18 protein-coding genes are annotated in these 16,485 nt (G+C 41.7%); all 18 read right to left on the bottom strand.

All coding sequences use genetic code 11. The features are described 5' to 3' along the window. Window positions 1-70: 70 nt before the first annotated feature. Window positions 71-1,003: a ribonuclease Z gene (rnz, locus tag ACVYAD_RS07825; protein ID WP_476425652.1), complete on the bottom strand. Its 933-nt coding sequence runs from the start codon at window positions 1,001-1,003 to the stop codon at window positions 71-73. A gap of 98 nt (window positions 1,004-1,101) precedes the next feature. Next, window positions 1,102-1,938, bottom strand: a complete 837-nt coding sequence (locus tag ACVYAD_RS07820) for a class I SAM-dependent methyltransferase (RefSeq protein WP_476425650.1) — start codon at window positions 1,936-1,938, stop codon at window positions 1,102-1,104. Continuing rightward, window positions 1,935-3,434: a cobyric acid synthase gene (locus ACVYAD_RS07815; RefSeq protein ID WP_476425648.1), complete on the bottom strand. Its 1,500-nt coding sequence runs from the start codon at window positions 3,432-3,434 to the stop codon at window positions 1,935-1,937. Before ACVYAD_RS07815 ends, ACVYAD_RS07820 begins: the two co-directional genes overlap by 4 nt. Window positions 3,435-3,450: 16 nt before the next feature. Then, window positions 3,451-3,636, bottom strand: a complete 186-nt coding sequence (locus tag ACVYAD_RS07810; RefSeq protein WP_476425646.1) for a hypothetical protein — start codon at window positions 3,634-3,636, stop codon at window positions 3,451-3,453. A 10-nt stretch (window positions 3,637-3,646) separates the two neighbouring features. After that, window positions 3,647-4,183 (bottom strand): cob(I)yrinic acid a,c-diamide adenosyltransferase, encoded by a 537-nt coding sequence (locus tag ACVYAD_RS07805; protein WP_476425644.1) that lies wholly within the window; start codon window positions 4,181-4,183, stop codon window positions 3,647-3,649. Window positions 4,184-4,197: 14 nt separating this feature from the next. Next, window positions 4,198-4,758 carry a nitroreductase family protein gene (locus ACVYAD_RS07800; protein ID WP_476425642.1) on the bottom strand — a complete coding sequence of 187 codons (561 nt, stop codon included), beginning with the start codon at window positions 4,756-4,758 and terminating at the stop codon, window positions 4,198-4,200. A gap of 32 nt (window positions 4,759-4,790) precedes the next feature. Beyond that, window positions 4,791-5,558 (bottom strand): uroporphyrinogen-III C-methyltransferase, encoded by a 768-nt coding sequence (gene cobA, locus ACVYAD_RS07795; protein WP_349660479.1) that lies wholly within the window; start codon window positions 5,556-5,558, stop codon window positions 4,791-4,793. After that, window positions 5,555-6,193, bottom strand: coding sequence for a precorrin-2 dehydrogenase/sirohydrochlorin ferrochelatase family protein (locus ACVYAD_RS07790; RefSeq protein WP_476425640.1), 639 nt, complete (start codon window positions 6,191-6,193; stop codon window positions 5,555-5,557). The genes cobA and ACVYAD_RS07790 overlap by 4 nt, the downstream gene beginning before the upstream one ends. Next, window positions 6,186-7,553, bottom strand: a complete 1,368-nt coding sequence (locus ACVYAD_RS07785) for a cobyrinate a,c-diamide synthase (protein WP_476425638.1) — start codon at window positions 7,551-7,553, stop codon at window positions 6,186-6,188. Before ACVYAD_RS07785 ends, ACVYAD_RS07790 begins: the two co-directional genes overlap by 8 nt. A gap of 11 nt (window positions 7,554-7,564) precedes the next feature. After that, the gene (locus ACVYAD_RS07780; RefSeq protein ID WP_476425636.1) at window positions 7,565-8,686 is read right to left on the bottom strand and encodes a cobalt-precorrin 5A hydrolase; all 1,122 of its coding nucleotides are present in this window, start codon (window positions 8,684-8,686) and stop codon (window positions 7,565-7,567) included. Then, on the bottom strand, window positions 8,679-9,464 hold the full coding sequence (cobM, locus tag ACVYAD_RS07775; protein ID WP_197143132.1) for a precorrin-4 C(11)-methyltransferase: 786 nt from the start codon (window positions 9,462-9,464) through the stop codon (window positions 8,679-8,681). The genes ACVYAD_RS07780 and cobM overlap by 8 nt, the downstream gene beginning before the upstream one ends. Then, entirely contained in the window at window positions 9,464-10,171 is a 708-nt protein-coding gene (gene cobI, locus ACVYAD_RS07770; protein WP_349660483.1) for a precorrin-2 C(20)-methyltransferase, read from the bottom strand. Before cobI ends, cobM begins: the two co-directional genes overlap by 1 nt. Next, window positions 10,164-11,384 (bottom strand): precorrin-6y C5,15-methyltransferase (decarboxylating) subunit CbiE, encoded by a 1,221-nt coding sequence (gene cbiE / locus ACVYAD_RS07765; RefSeq protein ID WP_476425634.1) that lies wholly within the window; start codon window positions 11,382-11,384, stop codon window positions 10,164-10,166. Before cbiE ends, cobI begins: the two co-directional genes overlap by 8 nt. Then, entirely contained in the window at window positions 11,341-12,474 is a 1,134-nt protein-coding gene (locus tag ACVYAD_RS07760) for a cobalt-precorrin-5B (C(1))-methyltransferase (protein ID WP_349660485.1), read from the bottom strand. Before ACVYAD_RS07760 ends, cbiE begins: the two co-directional genes overlap by 44 nt. After that, window positions 12,474-13,133 (bottom strand): precorrin-8X methylmutase, encoded by a 660-nt coding sequence (locus tag ACVYAD_RS07755; RefSeq protein ID WP_476425632.1) that lies wholly within the window; start codon window positions 13,131-13,133, stop codon window positions 12,474-12,476. Before ACVYAD_RS07755 ends, ACVYAD_RS07760 begins: the two co-directional genes overlap by 1 nt. A 12-nt stretch (window positions 13,134-13,145) precedes the next feature. After that, a complete protein-coding gene (gene cobK, locus ACVYAD_RS07750) occupies window positions 13,146-13,907 on the bottom strand; it encodes a precorrin-6A reductase (protein WP_476425630.1) in 762 nt (253 codons plus the stop codon). After that, complete coding sequence (locus ACVYAD_RS07745; protein ID WP_476425628.1) at window positions 13,904-14,800, bottom strand: sirohydrochlorin chelatase; 897 nt, start codon at window positions 14,798-14,800, stop codon at window positions 13,904-13,906. The genes cobK and ACVYAD_RS07745 overlap by 4 nt, the downstream gene beginning before the upstream one ends. Window positions 14,801-14,814: 14 nt before the next feature. Beyond that, window positions 14,815-16,485, bottom strand: a complete 1,671-nt coding sequence (gene cobJ / locus ACVYAD_RS07740; protein WP_349660489.1) for a precorrin-3B C(17)-methyltransferase — start codon at window positions 16,483-16,485, stop codon at window positions 14,815-14,817.

The raw sequence follows: 16,485 nt of genomic DNA, 5'->3' as shown, positions 1-16,485 counted from the left end.
AATAAAGATAAAAGTAGCTTTTAAATGAAATGTCATTTAAAAGCTACTTTACGTTTTTGGCTGAAAGAAGTTAAATTAACTTATTGTTATTCCATGTAAATACTGATTGATCGGATGTAAGGAAGGTTTGTGGGAAAATCTCCTGTGCATCTGCTAAAAATTCCGGTAAATCTTGTGGTAAAAAGCGGGCACTTAAATGGTTCAGAAGCAAATAGTTTGCACCTGCTTGTTGTGCTACATTAGCCGCTTCGACATTTGTAGCGTGTCCATAGCTCGCTGCTAAATCTGTCGTAGTGCCATCAAAGGTCGCTTCATGAATAACGATATCTGCTTCATTAGCTAATGAAACAGCCTCTGGACAGTATTTTGTATCGCCTAATATTGTGAGCGTAAAGCCTTTTTTCGGCGGAGCAACGACATCTTTTGCATAAACAATAGTGCCATCTGCAAGCTCAATATCTTTCCCAGCTTTTAGTTGTCCTAATATCGGGCCTTTAGGAACACCTAGAGCCTGTGCTTTTTCCATTAACAATTCACCAGGTAAATCTTTTTGTTCTATACGGTAGCCAAAGCATGGAACTACATGTCGCAATTCACTTGCACTTACTGTGAAGTGTTCGTCCTCATAAATAACACCTTCACGGACTTCAACAAATTGTAATGGATATGTTAAATGTGTCTTTGATAAGGCTAAGGTTTGCTCAATCCATTGCTGTAAACCTTGAGGGCCAAATATTGTTAATGGCTCATCTCCACCTTGAAATGAACGAGAGCTTAAAAAGCCAGGTAGGCCAAAAATATGGTCACCATGTAAATGTGTAATGAATATTTTCGTTACTTTACGTGGCTTTAACGATGTGTGCAAAATTTGATGTTGAGTCGCCTCCCCACAATCAAAAAGCCACATTTCCCCCACTTCATCTAAAAGCTTCACCATTAAGGCACTTGTATTTCGTTCCTTTGAAGGCATTCCTGCGCCTGTTCCTAAAAAATGTAGTTGCACATATGCCACCTCACTTCTATTTCTATCGCTTTATTGTACCTTATCGTGCACAATAAGAAAAACCTTTGGTCATTAAGTGCAGTCCAAAGGTTTCGTAATTATTTCGGCTCCCATGATACGAGCGCAGCGTGGAAATCATGACGATAATAATAACGCCCATTCTTTTCTTCAATAAATGGCAAAAGCGACTCTTCAACATGTGCTCTATTAAAAGAATCATTCAATATTTTTTTACTTTGTGTTGTTACAAGCTGCTCATAGCTGTCATATTCATATACTCGTTCTAATGGGATAATTTTGCATTCGGCATAAATATCCATTTCATACAGCAAGTTTAAAAATTCTATATAATCTCTTCGTGGAAATTTAATATCGTAGCTATACTTTTCGTATAAAATTTCATAATGGGGTTGAATCGGCCCTGTCGTCATGCCAATAATTGCACGCTTTTTAGCTAGACGATTCATATGGTAAAGTGCTGATTTGATGTCATACATACGATAGAAGCAATTGACACCGATGACGATATCGTGCGCTTCTACTTCATCCTCAGCAAGGTTTTCCCATTTTGCGTGAAGATAAGAAACATGTTGCCTAGCTTCCATGCAATTTTCTAAATAGGTAAGAATACTTGCTGAGCTATCTACACAAGTTAGCTTTCGCACATGCTCAGCAAGCGGAAATGTATAATTGCCCCAGCCTGGACCAATTTCCAATACCGATTGCTCGGCTTGAATACTTTTTTTAATTTCTTGAAAAATTTTAGCAGCATAAGGATCTGTTTGTCCAGCCTTTTTACGGGCGATGGACTGCGCCCAAAACTGCTCCTCTAATTGATCATTGATCATTCTTTCTGGCATTTGGCCATGCCAGTCTTTCATACCTTCCTGCCATAACGCCTCATAATCAATGGCTAACGGACCTTTTCTTGTCATACAGGTACCTCTAAATTCATAATTTCGTATACTTTTTTCATATCAAGATTCGCACGCACATGCTTTGCCAGCATATTGTATGCATCTTCTCTACGTTCTGCGTCACTTTTTACATCACTTGGTAAAGCAGAGAGGCCCTTTTTCAGGCGAATGTCGTTGATGAGCTGTCGTGTAAAGGTGCGATTATGGAATAAACCGTGGAAATATGTTCCGATTACTAATTCATCTGCACTTACTGCCCCATCTAAGCGCCCATCTGCAAGCTGTAAAAATGGCGATACTTCATCACGCAAAATTTTTGTACGTCCTAGATGAATTTCATAACCAGTAAACGTATCCTGCCCTCTTGTTCCTGTCATTTGAACTGTCTTTTTATCGCCAACAAATACAGTTTCCATTGGCAATAATGCTAAGCCTTGCGCTGACTCGCCATTTCCTTCTACTGCATCAGGATCTAGCAACGTTTCACCTAGCATTTGGAAGCCACCACAAATGCCAATAATTTTTGTCCCTCTTGCACGTAAATTAGCAATCGCTTGATCGAATCCCTGTGCCTTTAACCAAGCTAAATCATCTATTGTACTTTTGGTTCCAGGTAATATAAGTAAATCGGGCGTACCAAGCTCATTGACATTGCCGATTAAACGTACACCAACCTCTGGCTCATCGAAAAATGGATCAACATCTGTAAAGTTTGAAATGCGCGGCAAGCGAATCATGGCCACATCCACCGCAAACTCTCCAGGCTTAGGCTTTTTAAAGCGTAATGAAGATAATGCTAGTGAGTCTTCAGCCTCTATATTGACCTCTACATACGGTACAACTCCAAGGACAGGAATCCCCGTTTCACGTTCTACCCATTCAATGCCATCATCAAGTAACTCACGCATTCCTCTGAATTTATTAATAATCAGCCCTTTTACACGTGCCCGTTCTGCATCGTCAAGTAATGCGAGCGTTCCAACAATCGATGCAAACACGCCTCCTCGATCGATATCTGCAACTAGCACAACCGCAGCATCCGCTAGATGAGCCATGCGCATATTAGCTATATCACGGTCTTTCAAATTAATTTCTGCCGGGCTTCCCGCACCTTCAAGGACAATGACATCATATGTATTTTGTAAAGTCCGCACTGACTTTTCAACGATTGGCATCGCTTCTTGGACGAATTGATTGCGATAGCTTTTAGCATCCATATTTAAAAAATGCTTACCATGAACAATCACTTCCGATACCATATCCTGCTTAGGTTTTAGCAATATCGGATTCATATCCGTAGTAGCGACAACACGTGCCGCCTCTGCTTGTACACCCTGTGCACGACCAATTTCCCCGCCATCTTGAGTAACAAACGAATTCAGGGCCATATTTTGCGATTTAAACGGTACTACCTTTAACCCATCGTCAGATAAAATACGGCACAGCGCTGTACATATCATACTTTTCCCTACATCAGAAGCCGTTCCTTGAATCATGATAGATTTTGCTGGCATAGTCTTTTCCCCTTCCTTATTTTTTGTTGAAGCGCGGATGTTCTGCTTCCTTCCGCGGGTATTTCACTCCATATCGCGGGTATTCTTCCTCGTTCCGCGGGTATTCTTCCTCGTTCCGCGGGTATTTCACTCCATATCGCGGGTATTCTTCTTCCTTCCGCGGGTATTTCACCACAAAGCGCGGGTACCCTTTCCGATTCACTGTGCATCAATTAAAATTCTAAACCTTTAACTGCTGGTATGCCTTCCTCATAATAGTGCTTAGTCGCATCAATTGTTGATACTAAATCGGCCATTTCCACAAGTGCTGGGTTAGCGCTACGTCCGGTTACTACTAAATGCATGGTAGGTGGGCGTTGCTGAATAGCTCCGATAACTTCGGATAATGGGAGCACATCATCGATTGGGAATTTTGTTATTGCAAGTGCATTGTTGAGTTCGTCTAATACGAGTAGATCAATGCTGTCGTCTTGCAGGGCGGCCTTTGTTTTTTCCCATGCCTTTGCTAAAGCGGCACGATGTTCCTCGGGTGTTTTTGTCCAAGTGAAGCCGATGCCCATTTGCTCCATTTCTACGCCAAGCTTTCGAAAAGCAATTTGCTCTCCGTATGTGCGCTCGGGTGATTTTATAAATTGCATATATCGGACATTTAGGCCTCGACCAACTGCGCGTAATGTGACACCTAGGGAAGCTGTTGTTTTGCCCTTTCCTTCACCTGTATAAACTAAAAACAAACCTTTTCTAGCCATTGTTTAAGCCTCCCTTAAAGCCATGTTGTTTTTTCTTCGATTGGACTTCTTTTCTTGTCTTTAAGCTCTTGCTCTTCTGGATAGCCGATAAAGATTGTTCCTACTACTTTTTGTGATTCATTTGCGCCTATAAATGCATGCATACGTGGGTCATGAACTAGCCCTACACCGCGTGTACGCCATACAAAGCCAAGCCCTAGCTCCTCTGCGGCAAGCCACATAGACATGATGGCACTGCATACGGCAAAGACATTATCTGCTGTTGCATCAGCATCATTTTCAACAATATCTGCTGTAACAACAATGGCAACAGGCGTTGTTTGAACAACCTTTAGCGAGCTTTCTACTAAATTGAGCTTTGTAGGGAATCGCTCCTGTAAATAAGCATTTGCCATTTCCTCATAGCGTTTCATCGCATCGTCTTGAATAACATAAAAATGCCAAGGCTCACGCATACGGTCATTTGGAGCATATGTGGCAGCTTGTAAAATTTGCTCGATTTTCTCTTTTTCAACAGACTGTTTCGTGTAATTGCGAATCGCCCGACGATTTTTTAAAGCCTCCATAACTGTCATGATGTGTTTCCTCCTTATGCTCAAATAACTTTTTATGAAAGGGCAAGTCCTTGCTCTTCAAACCATTGAATTTTCTCTCGTACATTGACAACCTCGCCAACGACAATCATGGACGGGTTATGGTAGCCTTCTCGTTCAATAATAGTAGCTATTTCATCAAGCTGACCTGTAATGGTACGCTGTTGATCTGTTGTTCCCCACTCAATTACAGCGACTGGGGTTGTTGCCTTACGACCATTTTCGATGAGTTTTCGAGAAATATAAGCAATATTACCAACACTCATGTAAAAGGCAACTGTATCAATACCTGTTGCAAGTGCAGGCCAATTTAAAAAGTCCTGTCCTTTTTCCTCACGACCGTGCCCTGTTACAAGAGCAAAGCTTGTTGCAAAATCACGGTGTGTTACAGGAATACCAGCATACGCCGGTGCAGCAATTCCTGCTGTAATACCAGGTACAATTTCATAAGCAATACCATGATTTTTTAAGATTTCCGCTTCCTCTGCACCGCGACCAAAAACGAATGGATCGCCACCCTTTAAACGTGTGACAATCTTGCCTTCCTGCGCTTTTTCGACGAGTAATGTATGAATCTCATCTTGAATTAAGTGATGCTTTCCAGGTAATTTACCACAGTACACAAGCTCAGCATCTTTTTTTGCAAACTCTAGTAATTTCGGGTTCACAAGGCGGTCATAAGCAATGACATCTGCCTTTTGAATACATTCGAGCCCGTACACTGTAATGAGCTTCGGATCTCCTGGTCCAGCTCCAACTAAATACACTTTTCCGTCTTTCATCGCGCTACTCCCATCAGTATTTGTTGTAAAAATGCTTCACGTCTATCAATCTCTCCATTGCGTGTCCATTCTAGTAAGCTCGGTTCCAGTAATGCTTGTAGAGCGTTGCGTCTTTCTGGACCTTTTTCAAAGTTCGCAGCAATCATTAAACGTGCTTGCTGTAAGAAGCATACATAGTCATCATAGACTTCATCAAATTGCTCTTCGAGGTCATCTTTAATTTTACGCGCTAGCGCAGGACTGGCACCTGACGTTGAAACAGTTAACACTAAAGGACCACGGCGCACTGTTGCAGGCGTTATAAAGTCGCTTTCAGCCTGTGCATCAGCACGATTGATGAGCTGCCAATGCTGGGCTGCTTCTTGTACAGCCTCATTTACGGACGTATCATTTGTTGCCGCAATAATGAGTGATGCATCATCTAAATCACGCGGTTCAAATTCTTTTTCATGCCACGTAATTTGACCGGATTCCGCAAGTGGCAACAATGAGTTATCTAGAGTAGGGCTTACAACGACAATATTCGCTTTAGCCGGTAGTAGTGATGCAACCTTTTGTGTTGCAACGTGTCCCCCACCAACAATTACTACGGTTTTAAATTCAATGTTCATGTGAATAGGAAAATAATTAGTCATGATTTTTCACCTTCTTACAAGCTGTTAACCAATTGTCAACTAGCTTTGGGTTCGATACAAAATGAAAATGAGTGTAGCCAGCTACTAAATTTCCTGCTTGGTAGCCCTCTTGTTTGTTACCAAAGCGCCCCTTCGTTTCATAGGCAGGCGTATTGTGTGAGCCGCTATATTTAGAATAGTGGAATTCATGTCCTTTAGCTTCTTCATCCGTACCAATTAAAAAATTATGCTGTGTGCCAAAAATTTCACGGTAACCTAGAGCTGCTAGCTTTGTTTGCATCGCTACTTCTCCAGGAATAACACCAACCATGTCATAACGGTCACCATTACTATTCGTAATAGCCTCCGTCAAATACATGAAGCCTCCGCATTCAGCTAATGTCGGTAGACCTTTGGCAACCGCTTCACGAATAGACTTTTTGACATCCGAATTTTCCGCTAAAATATCTGCAAATTCCTCTGGGAACCCTCCACCTATATACAAACCGTCTGCTTCTGCGGGAACAGGCTCATTCGCAAGTGGTGAGAAAAATTGCAGCTCTGCTCCTTTTGCACGTAGCAGCGCCAAATTTTCTTCATAATAGAAGTTAAACGCGGCATCCTTTGCTACGGCAATGCAAATATTTTGTGATGGTTGTTCTGCAAATAGTTGCCCTGATTCTTGTAGAACAGGAGCCTTTGTTAATTCAAGCAATAGCTCTAAATCAATCGTTTCCGCCATTAAAGAGCCTAGCTTATCAAAAAATGTATCGAGTTCTCCTCGTTCAATCGCTGGCACTAACCCTAAATGGCGACTAGGAATATCAATCCCTTGCTCACGCTTCAAATAGCCGATCACAGGAATACCGCACTCCTGCTCAATAGCAGCTTTCGCAATTTCATAATGGCCGACACTTCCTACTTGATTGGCAATAACGCCAACGATATTCGGTTGATCGGACAACAATTGGAAGCCTTTCACAACTGCCGCTACACTTCGTGCCATACTCGCACAATTGACAATTAAAATAACAGGACTCTCTGTTACAACACTAATGTCTGCTGCAGAGCCAGCATCCGATAGTGGACTTTTGCCATCATAAAAGCCCATTACTCCTTCTATAATGGAAACATCAGCATCTTCACTTGCGCGCGCAACTATATCACGCACTGCTTCATGTGAAAACATCCAGCTATCGATATTACGTGATACCCGTCCTGTAACAGCAGTATGATAAGTAGGGTCAATATAATCCGGACCACATTTAAAGCCCTGCACAATTTTGCCCTTTTCTTGTAATGCTTTCATGAGTCCAATAGTAAAGGTTGTTTTACCAACTCCACTGCCAGTACCTGCAAGTACAAAGCGATTTGTTTGCATAGGCTTCCTCCTTAAAATGTTAATCTAGCAACAGAAATAGTAGCATTGCCTGATTTTTTCTTTTCTAGCACAAGCGACTCCACTTGCGTATAACGCATTGCGGCAGGCTCACTCACTCCGTATGCTCCGGTATATTTAAAAACGGTTTCCGAAGGTGATGGGAAATCAATTTCATTTAATTCCTCCGGTGAATATGTAACAAATTCCCAATCGTATTTCTTCGTTATTTCAAGGAAGCATTGCTCGTCTTTCTTTAAATCAATCGTACATAACGCTTTGACACTTTTTTTCGAAAGCTTCAGCTCAGCAAGAGTTTCATCAATAACTTGCTCAATTTCTTCCACAGATGTCCCGCGATTACAGCCCATACCAAGCACGACGGATTTTGGTCGATAAATAACACCATTTTCAAGAAGCACTTCTTCCTCTTGTTCAATGATGCGATCAGTAATGAGCAATGTCGCATGTGGTTTCGCTGTAATCGCCGCATATGTTGACGGATAAATTTTAATTTCCTCTGGCATCGGTGTGTCACGCATCCACCAGTCACGTTCCCCCGTTTCCTGAACGATTGCGACGTGCTCCTCGTTTACAACAGAGGCACTTACAGGTGTCAGTTTATCAGCACTATCCCATACCCAACCAAAACGTGCCCCAAATAAATCAACCGGAATCGTTTTTTGCACATCTGAAGCTGTCGTAATAATTGGATTTGCTCCAAGCGCCGCAGCAACTTCATGCGTCAGCTCATTGGCGCCACCAAGATGTCCCGATAAAACACTAATTACATTTTCACCACGATCATCAATAACAACTACGCCTGGATCTGTCTTTTTATCCTTTAAAATCGGTGCTATCATGCGAACAACTGCACCGAGTGAGATGATTAAAATTAAGCCTTTATATTGCTTAAAAAGAGTAGGAAGCAGTAAACGCACAGTACCTGTAAACATTTGAATATGCTTTTCTGCTTCATCCCCCTGCTCAAATTTGCTCATGTAATATAAGTCGCTCGCAGCAAAAGTATGCTGCAAGCGACGTCCAATTTGAACACCATGCTTTGTAATGGCGACAACTGCATATGGATTTCGTTGGTCAACCTCTGGTAAGACGCCCTCTTGTAACTCAATCACTTGTCTTCACACCTTTTCTAAAGCCATGTGTGAAAGTAGCATCATATAATTTCGAACGATATTGATCTTTATCATGAATAGTCGGATCTAATGCCCAGCCAGCTAAAATCATCGCATGCTTACGAATACCGTTCACACGCATTGCTTCATCCAGTTCAATTAATGTTGTACGTACGATTTTTTGATCTGGCCAAGAAGCTCGTTGAATAACAGCGACTGGTGTATCATCAGCCCAGCCAGCACTTTGTAATTCTTTTACTATTTTCTTCGTTAGCGTTGCGCTTAGGAATAATGCGATCGTACAGTGATGACTCGCTAAATCACGTAGCTTTTCGAATTCTGGTACAGGGGTACGTCCTTCGGCACGCGTTAAAATAAGTGTTTGTGTTAAGTCAGGAATTGTTAATTCAGCCCCGATTGCCGCTGCAGAAGCGAAGACAGAGCTTACACCAGGAATAACCTCATAACCAATGCCTTCTTTTTTTAATAGGGCCACCTGCTCCATGATCGCACCATACATAGCAGGGTCTCCCGTATGCATACGAGCTACTACTTTACCTGCATTAACACGATCTACCATGACCGCTACCATTTCCTCTAAATGCATACCTGCTGTACGAATAACTTCAGCATCTGGCCTTGCCTTTGCGATCAGGTCTTCATTCACTAAAGAATCTGTATACATAACAACGTCTGCTGTTTGTAGCATATGTAAGCCTTTAACTGTAATTAAATCTGGATCACCAGGACCAGCGCCGACAATATATATTTTCTTCATTATTTACGCACCACCATTAACGTTAAATATTCTAGATCGACACCGTCTAGTTCGCGTACATCCCAAATGATTTCCTCATCAGATGTTACCTTCGTTACGACTGATGCCTTATCAAGTAAGTCTAAATCACGTAGTACCTCAAGCATTAAATCAATAACCTTCGCTACTTTTATGAACACTACTGCGTCGTGACTTTCAATCGCTTCACGCATAGCCTCATAATCATCATGAGCAGGTACAATGGCAACACGGTCATCGCCATCTGCCAGCGCAATTCCAAGTCGTGATGCTGAACCGTTGAACGAAGAAATACCAGGAACTGTTCGAATTTCCACTTCAGGGTGCATGTCCTGCATAAGCTTCATCATATGGATGAACGTACTATATAATAATGGGTCTCCTTCTGTTACGAATGCAACGTCCTTACCTTCTTGTAATTTTTCATAGACAAGTTGAACTGATTTCGTCCATTCACGTTCTAATACAGCTTCATCCTTTGTCATTGGAAATACTAAGCCAAGCATATCCTTTTCTTCTGGGTTAATGTAGACATCTACGATACGATGTGCGTAGCTTTTACTGCCCTTTAGTTTTTTCGGATACGCGATAACAGGGGATTCCTGAATGACACGAAATGCCTTAACTGTTATTAACTCTGGATCGCCAGGACCTACGCCCAAGCCATATAAAATACCAAGATTACTCATGATTTTCTTCCTTTCTATATGCAGAAATAATGTAAATCGGATTTAATGGAACAAAACGTGTCATATCTAATATTGGTTTGCTGCGTGCAAGTTGCGCCTGCAATATATCAACAGCAAAGCCACAAGATTTAAACGCTTCGACAGCCTTATATAAATTTTCAATAGTTGCAGCATTCAATACAATACGACCGTTTGCCTTTAAACGTGAACAGCATAATTGTAAGAGCTCCACCATTTCTCCTCCTGTACCACCGATAAATATCGCATCCGGGTCAGGGAAGTTTTCAAGTCCCACTGGCGCTTTACTATGAATAGCTGTAATATCTACACGAAACTTTTGCTGATTTTGCAAGCAATTGTCTAAATCAGGTGCGTTTTTTTCTACGGCAAATATTTGGCCTTCTGGTGCAAGCTTACCGGCCTCAATAGCCATGGAACCAGTACATGTACCAACGTCCCAAACGATGCTATCCTTTTGTAGCTGCATTGCTTGTAAACTTAAGACACGAATTTCTTTTTTCGTAATTAGACCTTTATCGGGCTTACGCTGCGAAAATTCTTCATCATCAATACCGAGTGCATAACGTTTCGGCACTGTAGTTTGCTGAAGAATGACTACATTTAAAGGAGAAAAATCAGCCATTTCTAATTCATCAAGCGAATACCAGCCGAATTTTTCATTTGCGCCCTGTAAATTTTCTGCGACAAATGCACGGTATTCTGTCATGCCAAAATGCTTTAAATAACGTGCCAACTCATTTGGATTATTCTCTGCATCTGTTAGCAGTGCCACTTTCTTTTTACCATCAATACGTTGTGCTAAACCTTTCATCGAGCGCCCATGAATACTTGTGACATACGCATCCTGCCAGCTTTCTCCCATCTTAGAAAAAGCAAGCTGCACTGAGCTCATATATGGATAAACCTCAATGTCTAGCTTTTTCGCTAAATACCCACCGATTCCATAAAATAATGGATCTCCTGACGCTAAAATAACTGTATTTCTCGTTTCCGCAGACAATCTTTCAACTAGCGCTGAAAGACCACCTTTTATCAACATTTTCTCACCGGTAAAGTTCGGGAAAAATTCTAGAACACGATCTCCACCAACAAGCACCTCACAGTCTTCAATCCACTGCTCGTATTGTGGTAGTAAGCTTTCTTGTCCGTTATCCCCGATCCCAATCAATTTCATCGATCGATGCAATGTCATCAGCCCTTCCTAATAATTGTCCCTGCATCGAATAGATCGATGTGGAAAGCGTTAAACCGCCCTTAATGTGATGTATGGATGAATAGCAGCACGCCTCACATAAACGGTTGAAAAATGAATCATAACCTTTTTCCGCCATAATTTCACCGACTTGTGAAGCAGTGTTAGCCTCTCGTACCTCGGCTACGGTTTCTTCATCAGCCCCTATATCTACTGCTAATTGAGCTAAAAAATTAAAATCGATAGGAGCACTTTTGGAGTGCACCATCATGACACCTTGTGCCACTTTCGAGAATTTCCCCATCATCCCAACAAGCGATACTTTCTTCATACCAAGTCGCTTACAATGCTTTAATGTAAAGCCAACAAAATCGCCCATCTCAATGAACGCTTCCTCTGGCAAATCAGGGTATTGTGCCATTGCATACTTTTCACTGCGTCCACCTGTAGTGACAACTAAATGCTCACAACCAGCCTCTTTTGCAACACTAATCGCTTGGACGATACTGGCCATATACGCGGAACTCGAAAAAGGCACGACGGTTCCCCTTGTGCCTAAAATGGAGATGCCTCCAATAATACCAAGGCGCCCATTTAACGTTTTTTTAGCAATTTCCTCACCTTCAGGGACGGAAATAACTACGTTAACGCCTCGTTTAATTTGAAATTCATCGAGTACGCCTTGTACAGTACTATGAATCATCTTTCGTGGCACAGGATTGATGGCTGCTTCTCCAACAGGTACTGGTAAGCCGGGCTTTGTTACACGCCCGACACCAATTCCACCATCCAGATGAATGCCTGGTATATCTGACCAGCTTACTGTTCCAACAATGAGTGCTTTATGGGTTGCATCTGGGTCATCACCAGCATCCTTAATCGTTTCACAGCTAACAGCATCGCTCTGAAATGTACATTTTTCTATCGTAAAGGTCGCATCTCGCCCAATCGGTAAATGAATGGTACTAGTTTCTTGCTCTTCATTTGTAATTAAGGCAAGTAATGCAGCCTTCGTTACTGCAGTCGCACAGGATCCCGTTGTATAACCGTGACGCATGTCTTTAGGATCTTTTTTAGGCTTCCGCTCCATTATTTTTTCGCCTGTTCATCCGCTAAAAGTGAGACAGCATTCAATGCGGCAACCGTCACTGTACTACCGCCTTTTCGACCAACATTTGTAATGTACGGAATACCTTCTATTTTTAATAGCTCTTCCTTCGATTCAGCAGCAGAAACGAAGCCGACTGGCATTCCGACAATTAAATCTGGTTTCGCTAAACCTTCTTTAATTAAACGAATTAATTCAAGCAATGCTGTCGGCGCATTACCAATTGCGTAAATACCACCTTCATGTAATTTAGCAGCCTTTTGCATAGAGATAATCGCACGTGTTGTGTTTTGTTTTTTCGCTTCAATTGAAACGTCTTCATCTGCAATATAGCAGTGTAGATCGCCACCATGCTTTTGGAAGCGTTTTTTCCCTGAACCACTTTCAATCATTTGCACATCTGCAATGACATGACGACCTGCAAGAATTGATTTAATACCTGCTTCAATCGCTCCTGGTGTAATAATAACGCTACGTCCTAGTTCAAAGTCAGCAGAAGCGTGAATGATGCGGCGTACAATTTTCCACTCGTCTTCTGAGAAGTTATGCTCGCCCATTTCCTCTGCAATAATTGAGAAACTGTAATCGTAAATTTTATCTGGGTCTACTGTTAATGGTTTGAAATCTGTTTTAAAGTCCATCTGAATTGCCTCCTAAAGTGTGTTTTGTACAGCTTGTAATACATCTTCAAATGTAGAATATTGCTGTCCGTATTTGATATTTGGTCTTGCAATTAAAATCGTTTCAATGCCACATGCAAGGGCAGCGTCCAGCTTTTCATCCACCGAGCCAACCTTGCCGCTTTCTTTCGTAATCATCAATGTCACACCATATTGACGAAAAAGAGCTTCGTTTAATTCCTTTGAAAAAGGGCCTTGTATAGCAACAATATCTCTTTGTGCCACACCAAGTGCTTCACATTTTTCCATATTATCGAGTCGAGGAAGCATACGCGCAATCACTCGTGTATTTTCTAAGCCATGTAACACCTTTGTAAAAGTCGCTAGTGTTTTACTGCCCGTCGTTAGCATAATGACTCCACGTTTTTCCGCTGCTACATGGGCAGCTTCCTCATAATCCTTCACAACCGTAATTAGTGGATGGGCATAATGCTCATGAGCACGTTCATAGCGAATATACGGAACATTTGCTTTTTCAGCTGCTGCCATCGCATTTTTTGAAGCTTCTTCAGCAAATGGATGAGAGGCATCTACAACTAAACGGTATCCTTGCTCCGTAATAATCGTCGCCATTTCCTCAGCCGTTAATCGACCGATTAAATGTGATAGGCCCACTTCTGCAAGGCTTGAGGCTGCTGAATCAGTAACGACTGTTGCTGTCACAGCGTAACCTGCTGACTGTAATTCAAGTGCTAGATTCCTTGCATCGCTCGTCCCCGCTAACATGAATATCATTGCACCGGCTCCTCTTCATGATGACGATGTTCATGGTCGTGATCATGGTCATGATCGTGGTCATGATGGTGATGATGATGCGCATGTCCATGAACCGCCGCATAAGCACGATAATTTTCTAAATCTTGCATACCTGTTGATGTACCATTCACAGCTTGTTCAATTCGCTCTAATAACACATTTTGTAAACGATCATGATAGCCAAAATAATTGGCAATTTGAATATCACAGTCAGCATATTTTTCGTTAAATTGCTTACACATACCATTCATTCGTTCCATTAAGATACCAGTGAATAAAAAGTACGGTAGCATTATGATTTTTTTAGCACCAAGCTTCACACAGCGCTCAATTCCTTCTTCAACACGAGGATCTGTAACCCCCATAAATGCGCTTTCTACATATTGAACCGGGAGTTTCTCCCATAACAGGCGTGTAATTTTATAAAAATCACCATTTGCATATGGGTCGCTGCCGCCTCGTGCAATTAATAAAACCGCAGTATCCTTATGTTCTTCTTCAGCATTAAAGCCAATTTCTGCTAAACGATCTTCTAAAATCGCAAATATTTCTTCATGGATACCGATTGTTTGACCATATGTGAACGTAATATTTGGATAATGCTCACGCGCATGTTCGATTTCTGCTGGAATATGCATTTTTGAATGTCCAGCATGAAGAAGAATAATCGGAATAACATGCACCTCTGTAGCGCCCTTCTTCACACAATTCGTAATACCTTCTTCGATGTTCGGCGAGGCAAACTCTAAAAAACATGTTTCTACTAAAAAACGCTCATCAATACGAGGTTTCATTTGCTCGATAAACGTGCGTACCTCTTCATTTCCTGCTTCTAAACGGCTCCCGTGGCCGACAAATAAAATTGCTTTCATCTCATTACCCCTCACTAGTCGCCGCATGGAGCTGGCTCAACTTTTATTTTTGAAGACATATCCTGATACGTAAAATGTAGGATCTTTTTCACACGTTTGAAGTATTTAAACAAACGTTCATTTGGATGTGCATTTGCTTTATATTCTTCGATAATGTCGGTAATAAGCGGTATTAGCTGTTCAGGTTCTAATCCCTCAACAACAGGCTGAGCCGCATGTGCTGTCCGACCAACTGGCTTGGCACCAATAAAAACATCGAATTTACTTTTACGATAAACAATGCCAATATCATCAAATACGGCTCGATAACACGCCATACCACAGCCATTAAAACCAATATTCAATGTTTTCGGTAACGACATGCCACCAAGCTTTTCTTGAATCTCTTCCGCATATGGGATCGAATCGGTTTTTTCTCCGTAACAGAAATCACAAGCCTTTAACGAAAGCACGTCACCAATTGGTGTTAGTAAAAAGCCTACTTCGCGAAGCTTTGCTGTAATCTCTCCTGGCTCAGACGTAGGAATTTTTAAATGAATTTGGTGGTCTGGTGTATACTCCATCGTTCCTTCCTCACCAACTACTTCAGCTAAGGTCATCATTTGTTGAGGAGTAAAAAACTTATTGGCTACCCCAGGACTAACAGCTAATTCAAAAACCGATTCGATTTTTTGTTGAACGAGCTTAGATGTTACTTTCACAGCGCTAGTTCCCTTCACCTTTGCCAGAGCTGCTGTTGCCATTTCAAGGGATGACTTTTTAGGCTTTGGTTGTGGTGTTATAGCTAAACTGGGCTTTATACGATTGGCATTCGGATCTGTTGCAAAATCATTTCGCGCTGCCCCAGTTTCTTGATTCATTGCCCATGGTTCATTTTCTTCCTTTAGTCGTTGATGTGGTCGTAACGGCTGTTTTTCTTCTCCAAGTGTATATTTACGCTGATAACCACGTGGTGTAATCATTTTATTGTCATAGAAAAATGTTGTTGAATTCCCGATAATAACGGTTGTTAACATGCCGATATCATGTTCAAGCATTTCTGCTAAAGTCGTCATCGTAATTTCTTGACGGTCACGATACGCGCTTTTCACAAGTCCAACCGGTGTATCTGGCGAACGATATTCTAATAAAATTCGTTGAGCCTCTACAATTTGTCTCGTACGACGTCCACTTTTTGGGTTATAAAGCGCAATAACAAAATCCGCCATCGCCGCTGCTTCTACTCGCTTAGCAATTAAATTCCAAGGTGTTAAGTGGTCACTCAAACTAATTGTACAAGCGTCGTGCATAATAGGAGCACCTAGTAAACTTGCACACGAATTAATAGCAGAAATACCTGGAACAATTTCTACTTCGATACCAGTAGCTTCAGTCCATCCTAGCTCGATTAATACTTCATACACTAATCCAGCCATCCCATAAACACCGGCATCACCGCTGGAAATAACCGATACGATACTTCCAGCCTCTGCTTGACGTACCGCTTCCTGTGCACGTGAAACTTCCTCTGTCATACCAGTACTAATAATCGACTTTGCACTAACTAAATCTTGAATAAGCTCAACATAGGTTTTATAACCAATAATCATATGACTTTGTTGTAGTGCCTCTACAGCACGAGTCGTAATATGTTTAAAGTCTCCAGGGCCAAAGCCAACTACGAAAATCTTACCTTTTTGCGCCAT

This window comes from Lysinibacillus sp. G1-3, from assembly GCF_056322905.1.
This window is presented reverse-complemented; position numbering and strand designations above follow the sequence as displayed.

Coding starts and splice junctions, on each gene's coding strand:
- ACVYAD_RS07820 (WP_476425650.1), bottom strand. CDS start 1,938: ATGACAAGAAAAGGTCCGTTAGCCATTGATTATGAGGCGTTATGGCAG.
- ACVYAD_RS07815 (WP_476425648.1), bottom strand. CDS start 3,434: ATGCCAGCAAAATCTATCATGATTCAAGGAACGGCTTCTGATGTAGGG.
- ACVYAD_RS07805 (WP_476425644.1), bottom strand. CDS start 4,183: ATGGCTAGAAAAGGTTTGTTTTTAGTTTATACAGGTGAAGGAAAGGGC.
- ACVYAD_RS07800 (WP_476425642.1), bottom strand. CDS start 4,758: ATGACAGTTATGGAGGCTTTAAAAAATCGTCGGGCGATTCGCAATTAC.
- cobA (WP_349660479.1), bottom strand. CDS start 5,558: ATGAAAGACGGAAAAGTGTATTTAGTTGGAGCTGGACCAGGAGATCCG.
- ACVYAD_RS07790 (WP_476425640.1), bottom strand. CDS start 6,193: ATGACTAATTATTTTCCTATTCACATGAACATTGAATTTAAAACCGTA.
- ACVYAD_RS07785 (WP_476425638.1), bottom strand. CDS start 7,553: ATGCAAACAAATCGCTTTGTACTTGCAGGTACTGGCAGTGGAGTTGGT.
- cobM (WP_197143132.1), bottom strand. CDS start 9,464: ATGAAGAAAATATATATTGTCGGCGCTGGTCCTGGTGATCCAGATTTA.
- cobI (WP_349660483.1), bottom strand. CDS start 10,171: ATGAGTAATCTTGGTATTTTATATGGCTTGGGCGTAGGTCCTGGCGAT.
- cbiE (WP_476425634.1), bottom strand. CDS start 11,384: ATGACATTGCATCGATCGATGAAATTGATTGGGATCGGGGATAACGGA.
- ACVYAD_RS07760 (WP_349660485.1), bottom strand. CDS start 12,474: ATGGAGCGGAAGCCTAAAAAAGATCCTAAAGACATGCGTCACGGTTAT.
- ACVYAD_RS07755 (WP_476425632.1), bottom strand. CDS start 13,133: ATGGACTTTAAAACAGATTTCAAACCATTAACAGTAGACCCAGATAAA.
- cobK (WP_476425630.1), bottom strand. CDS start 13,907: ATGATATTCATGTTAGCGGGGACGAGCGATGCAAGGAATCTAGCACTT.
- ACVYAD_RS07745 (WP_476425628.1), bottom strand. CDS start 14,800: ATGAAAGCAATTTTATTTGTCGGCCACGGGAGCCGTTTAGAAGCAGGA.
- cobJ (WP_349660489.1), bottom strand. CDS start 16,485: ATGGCGCAAAAAGGTAAGATTTTCGTAGTTGGCTTTGGCCCTGGAGAC.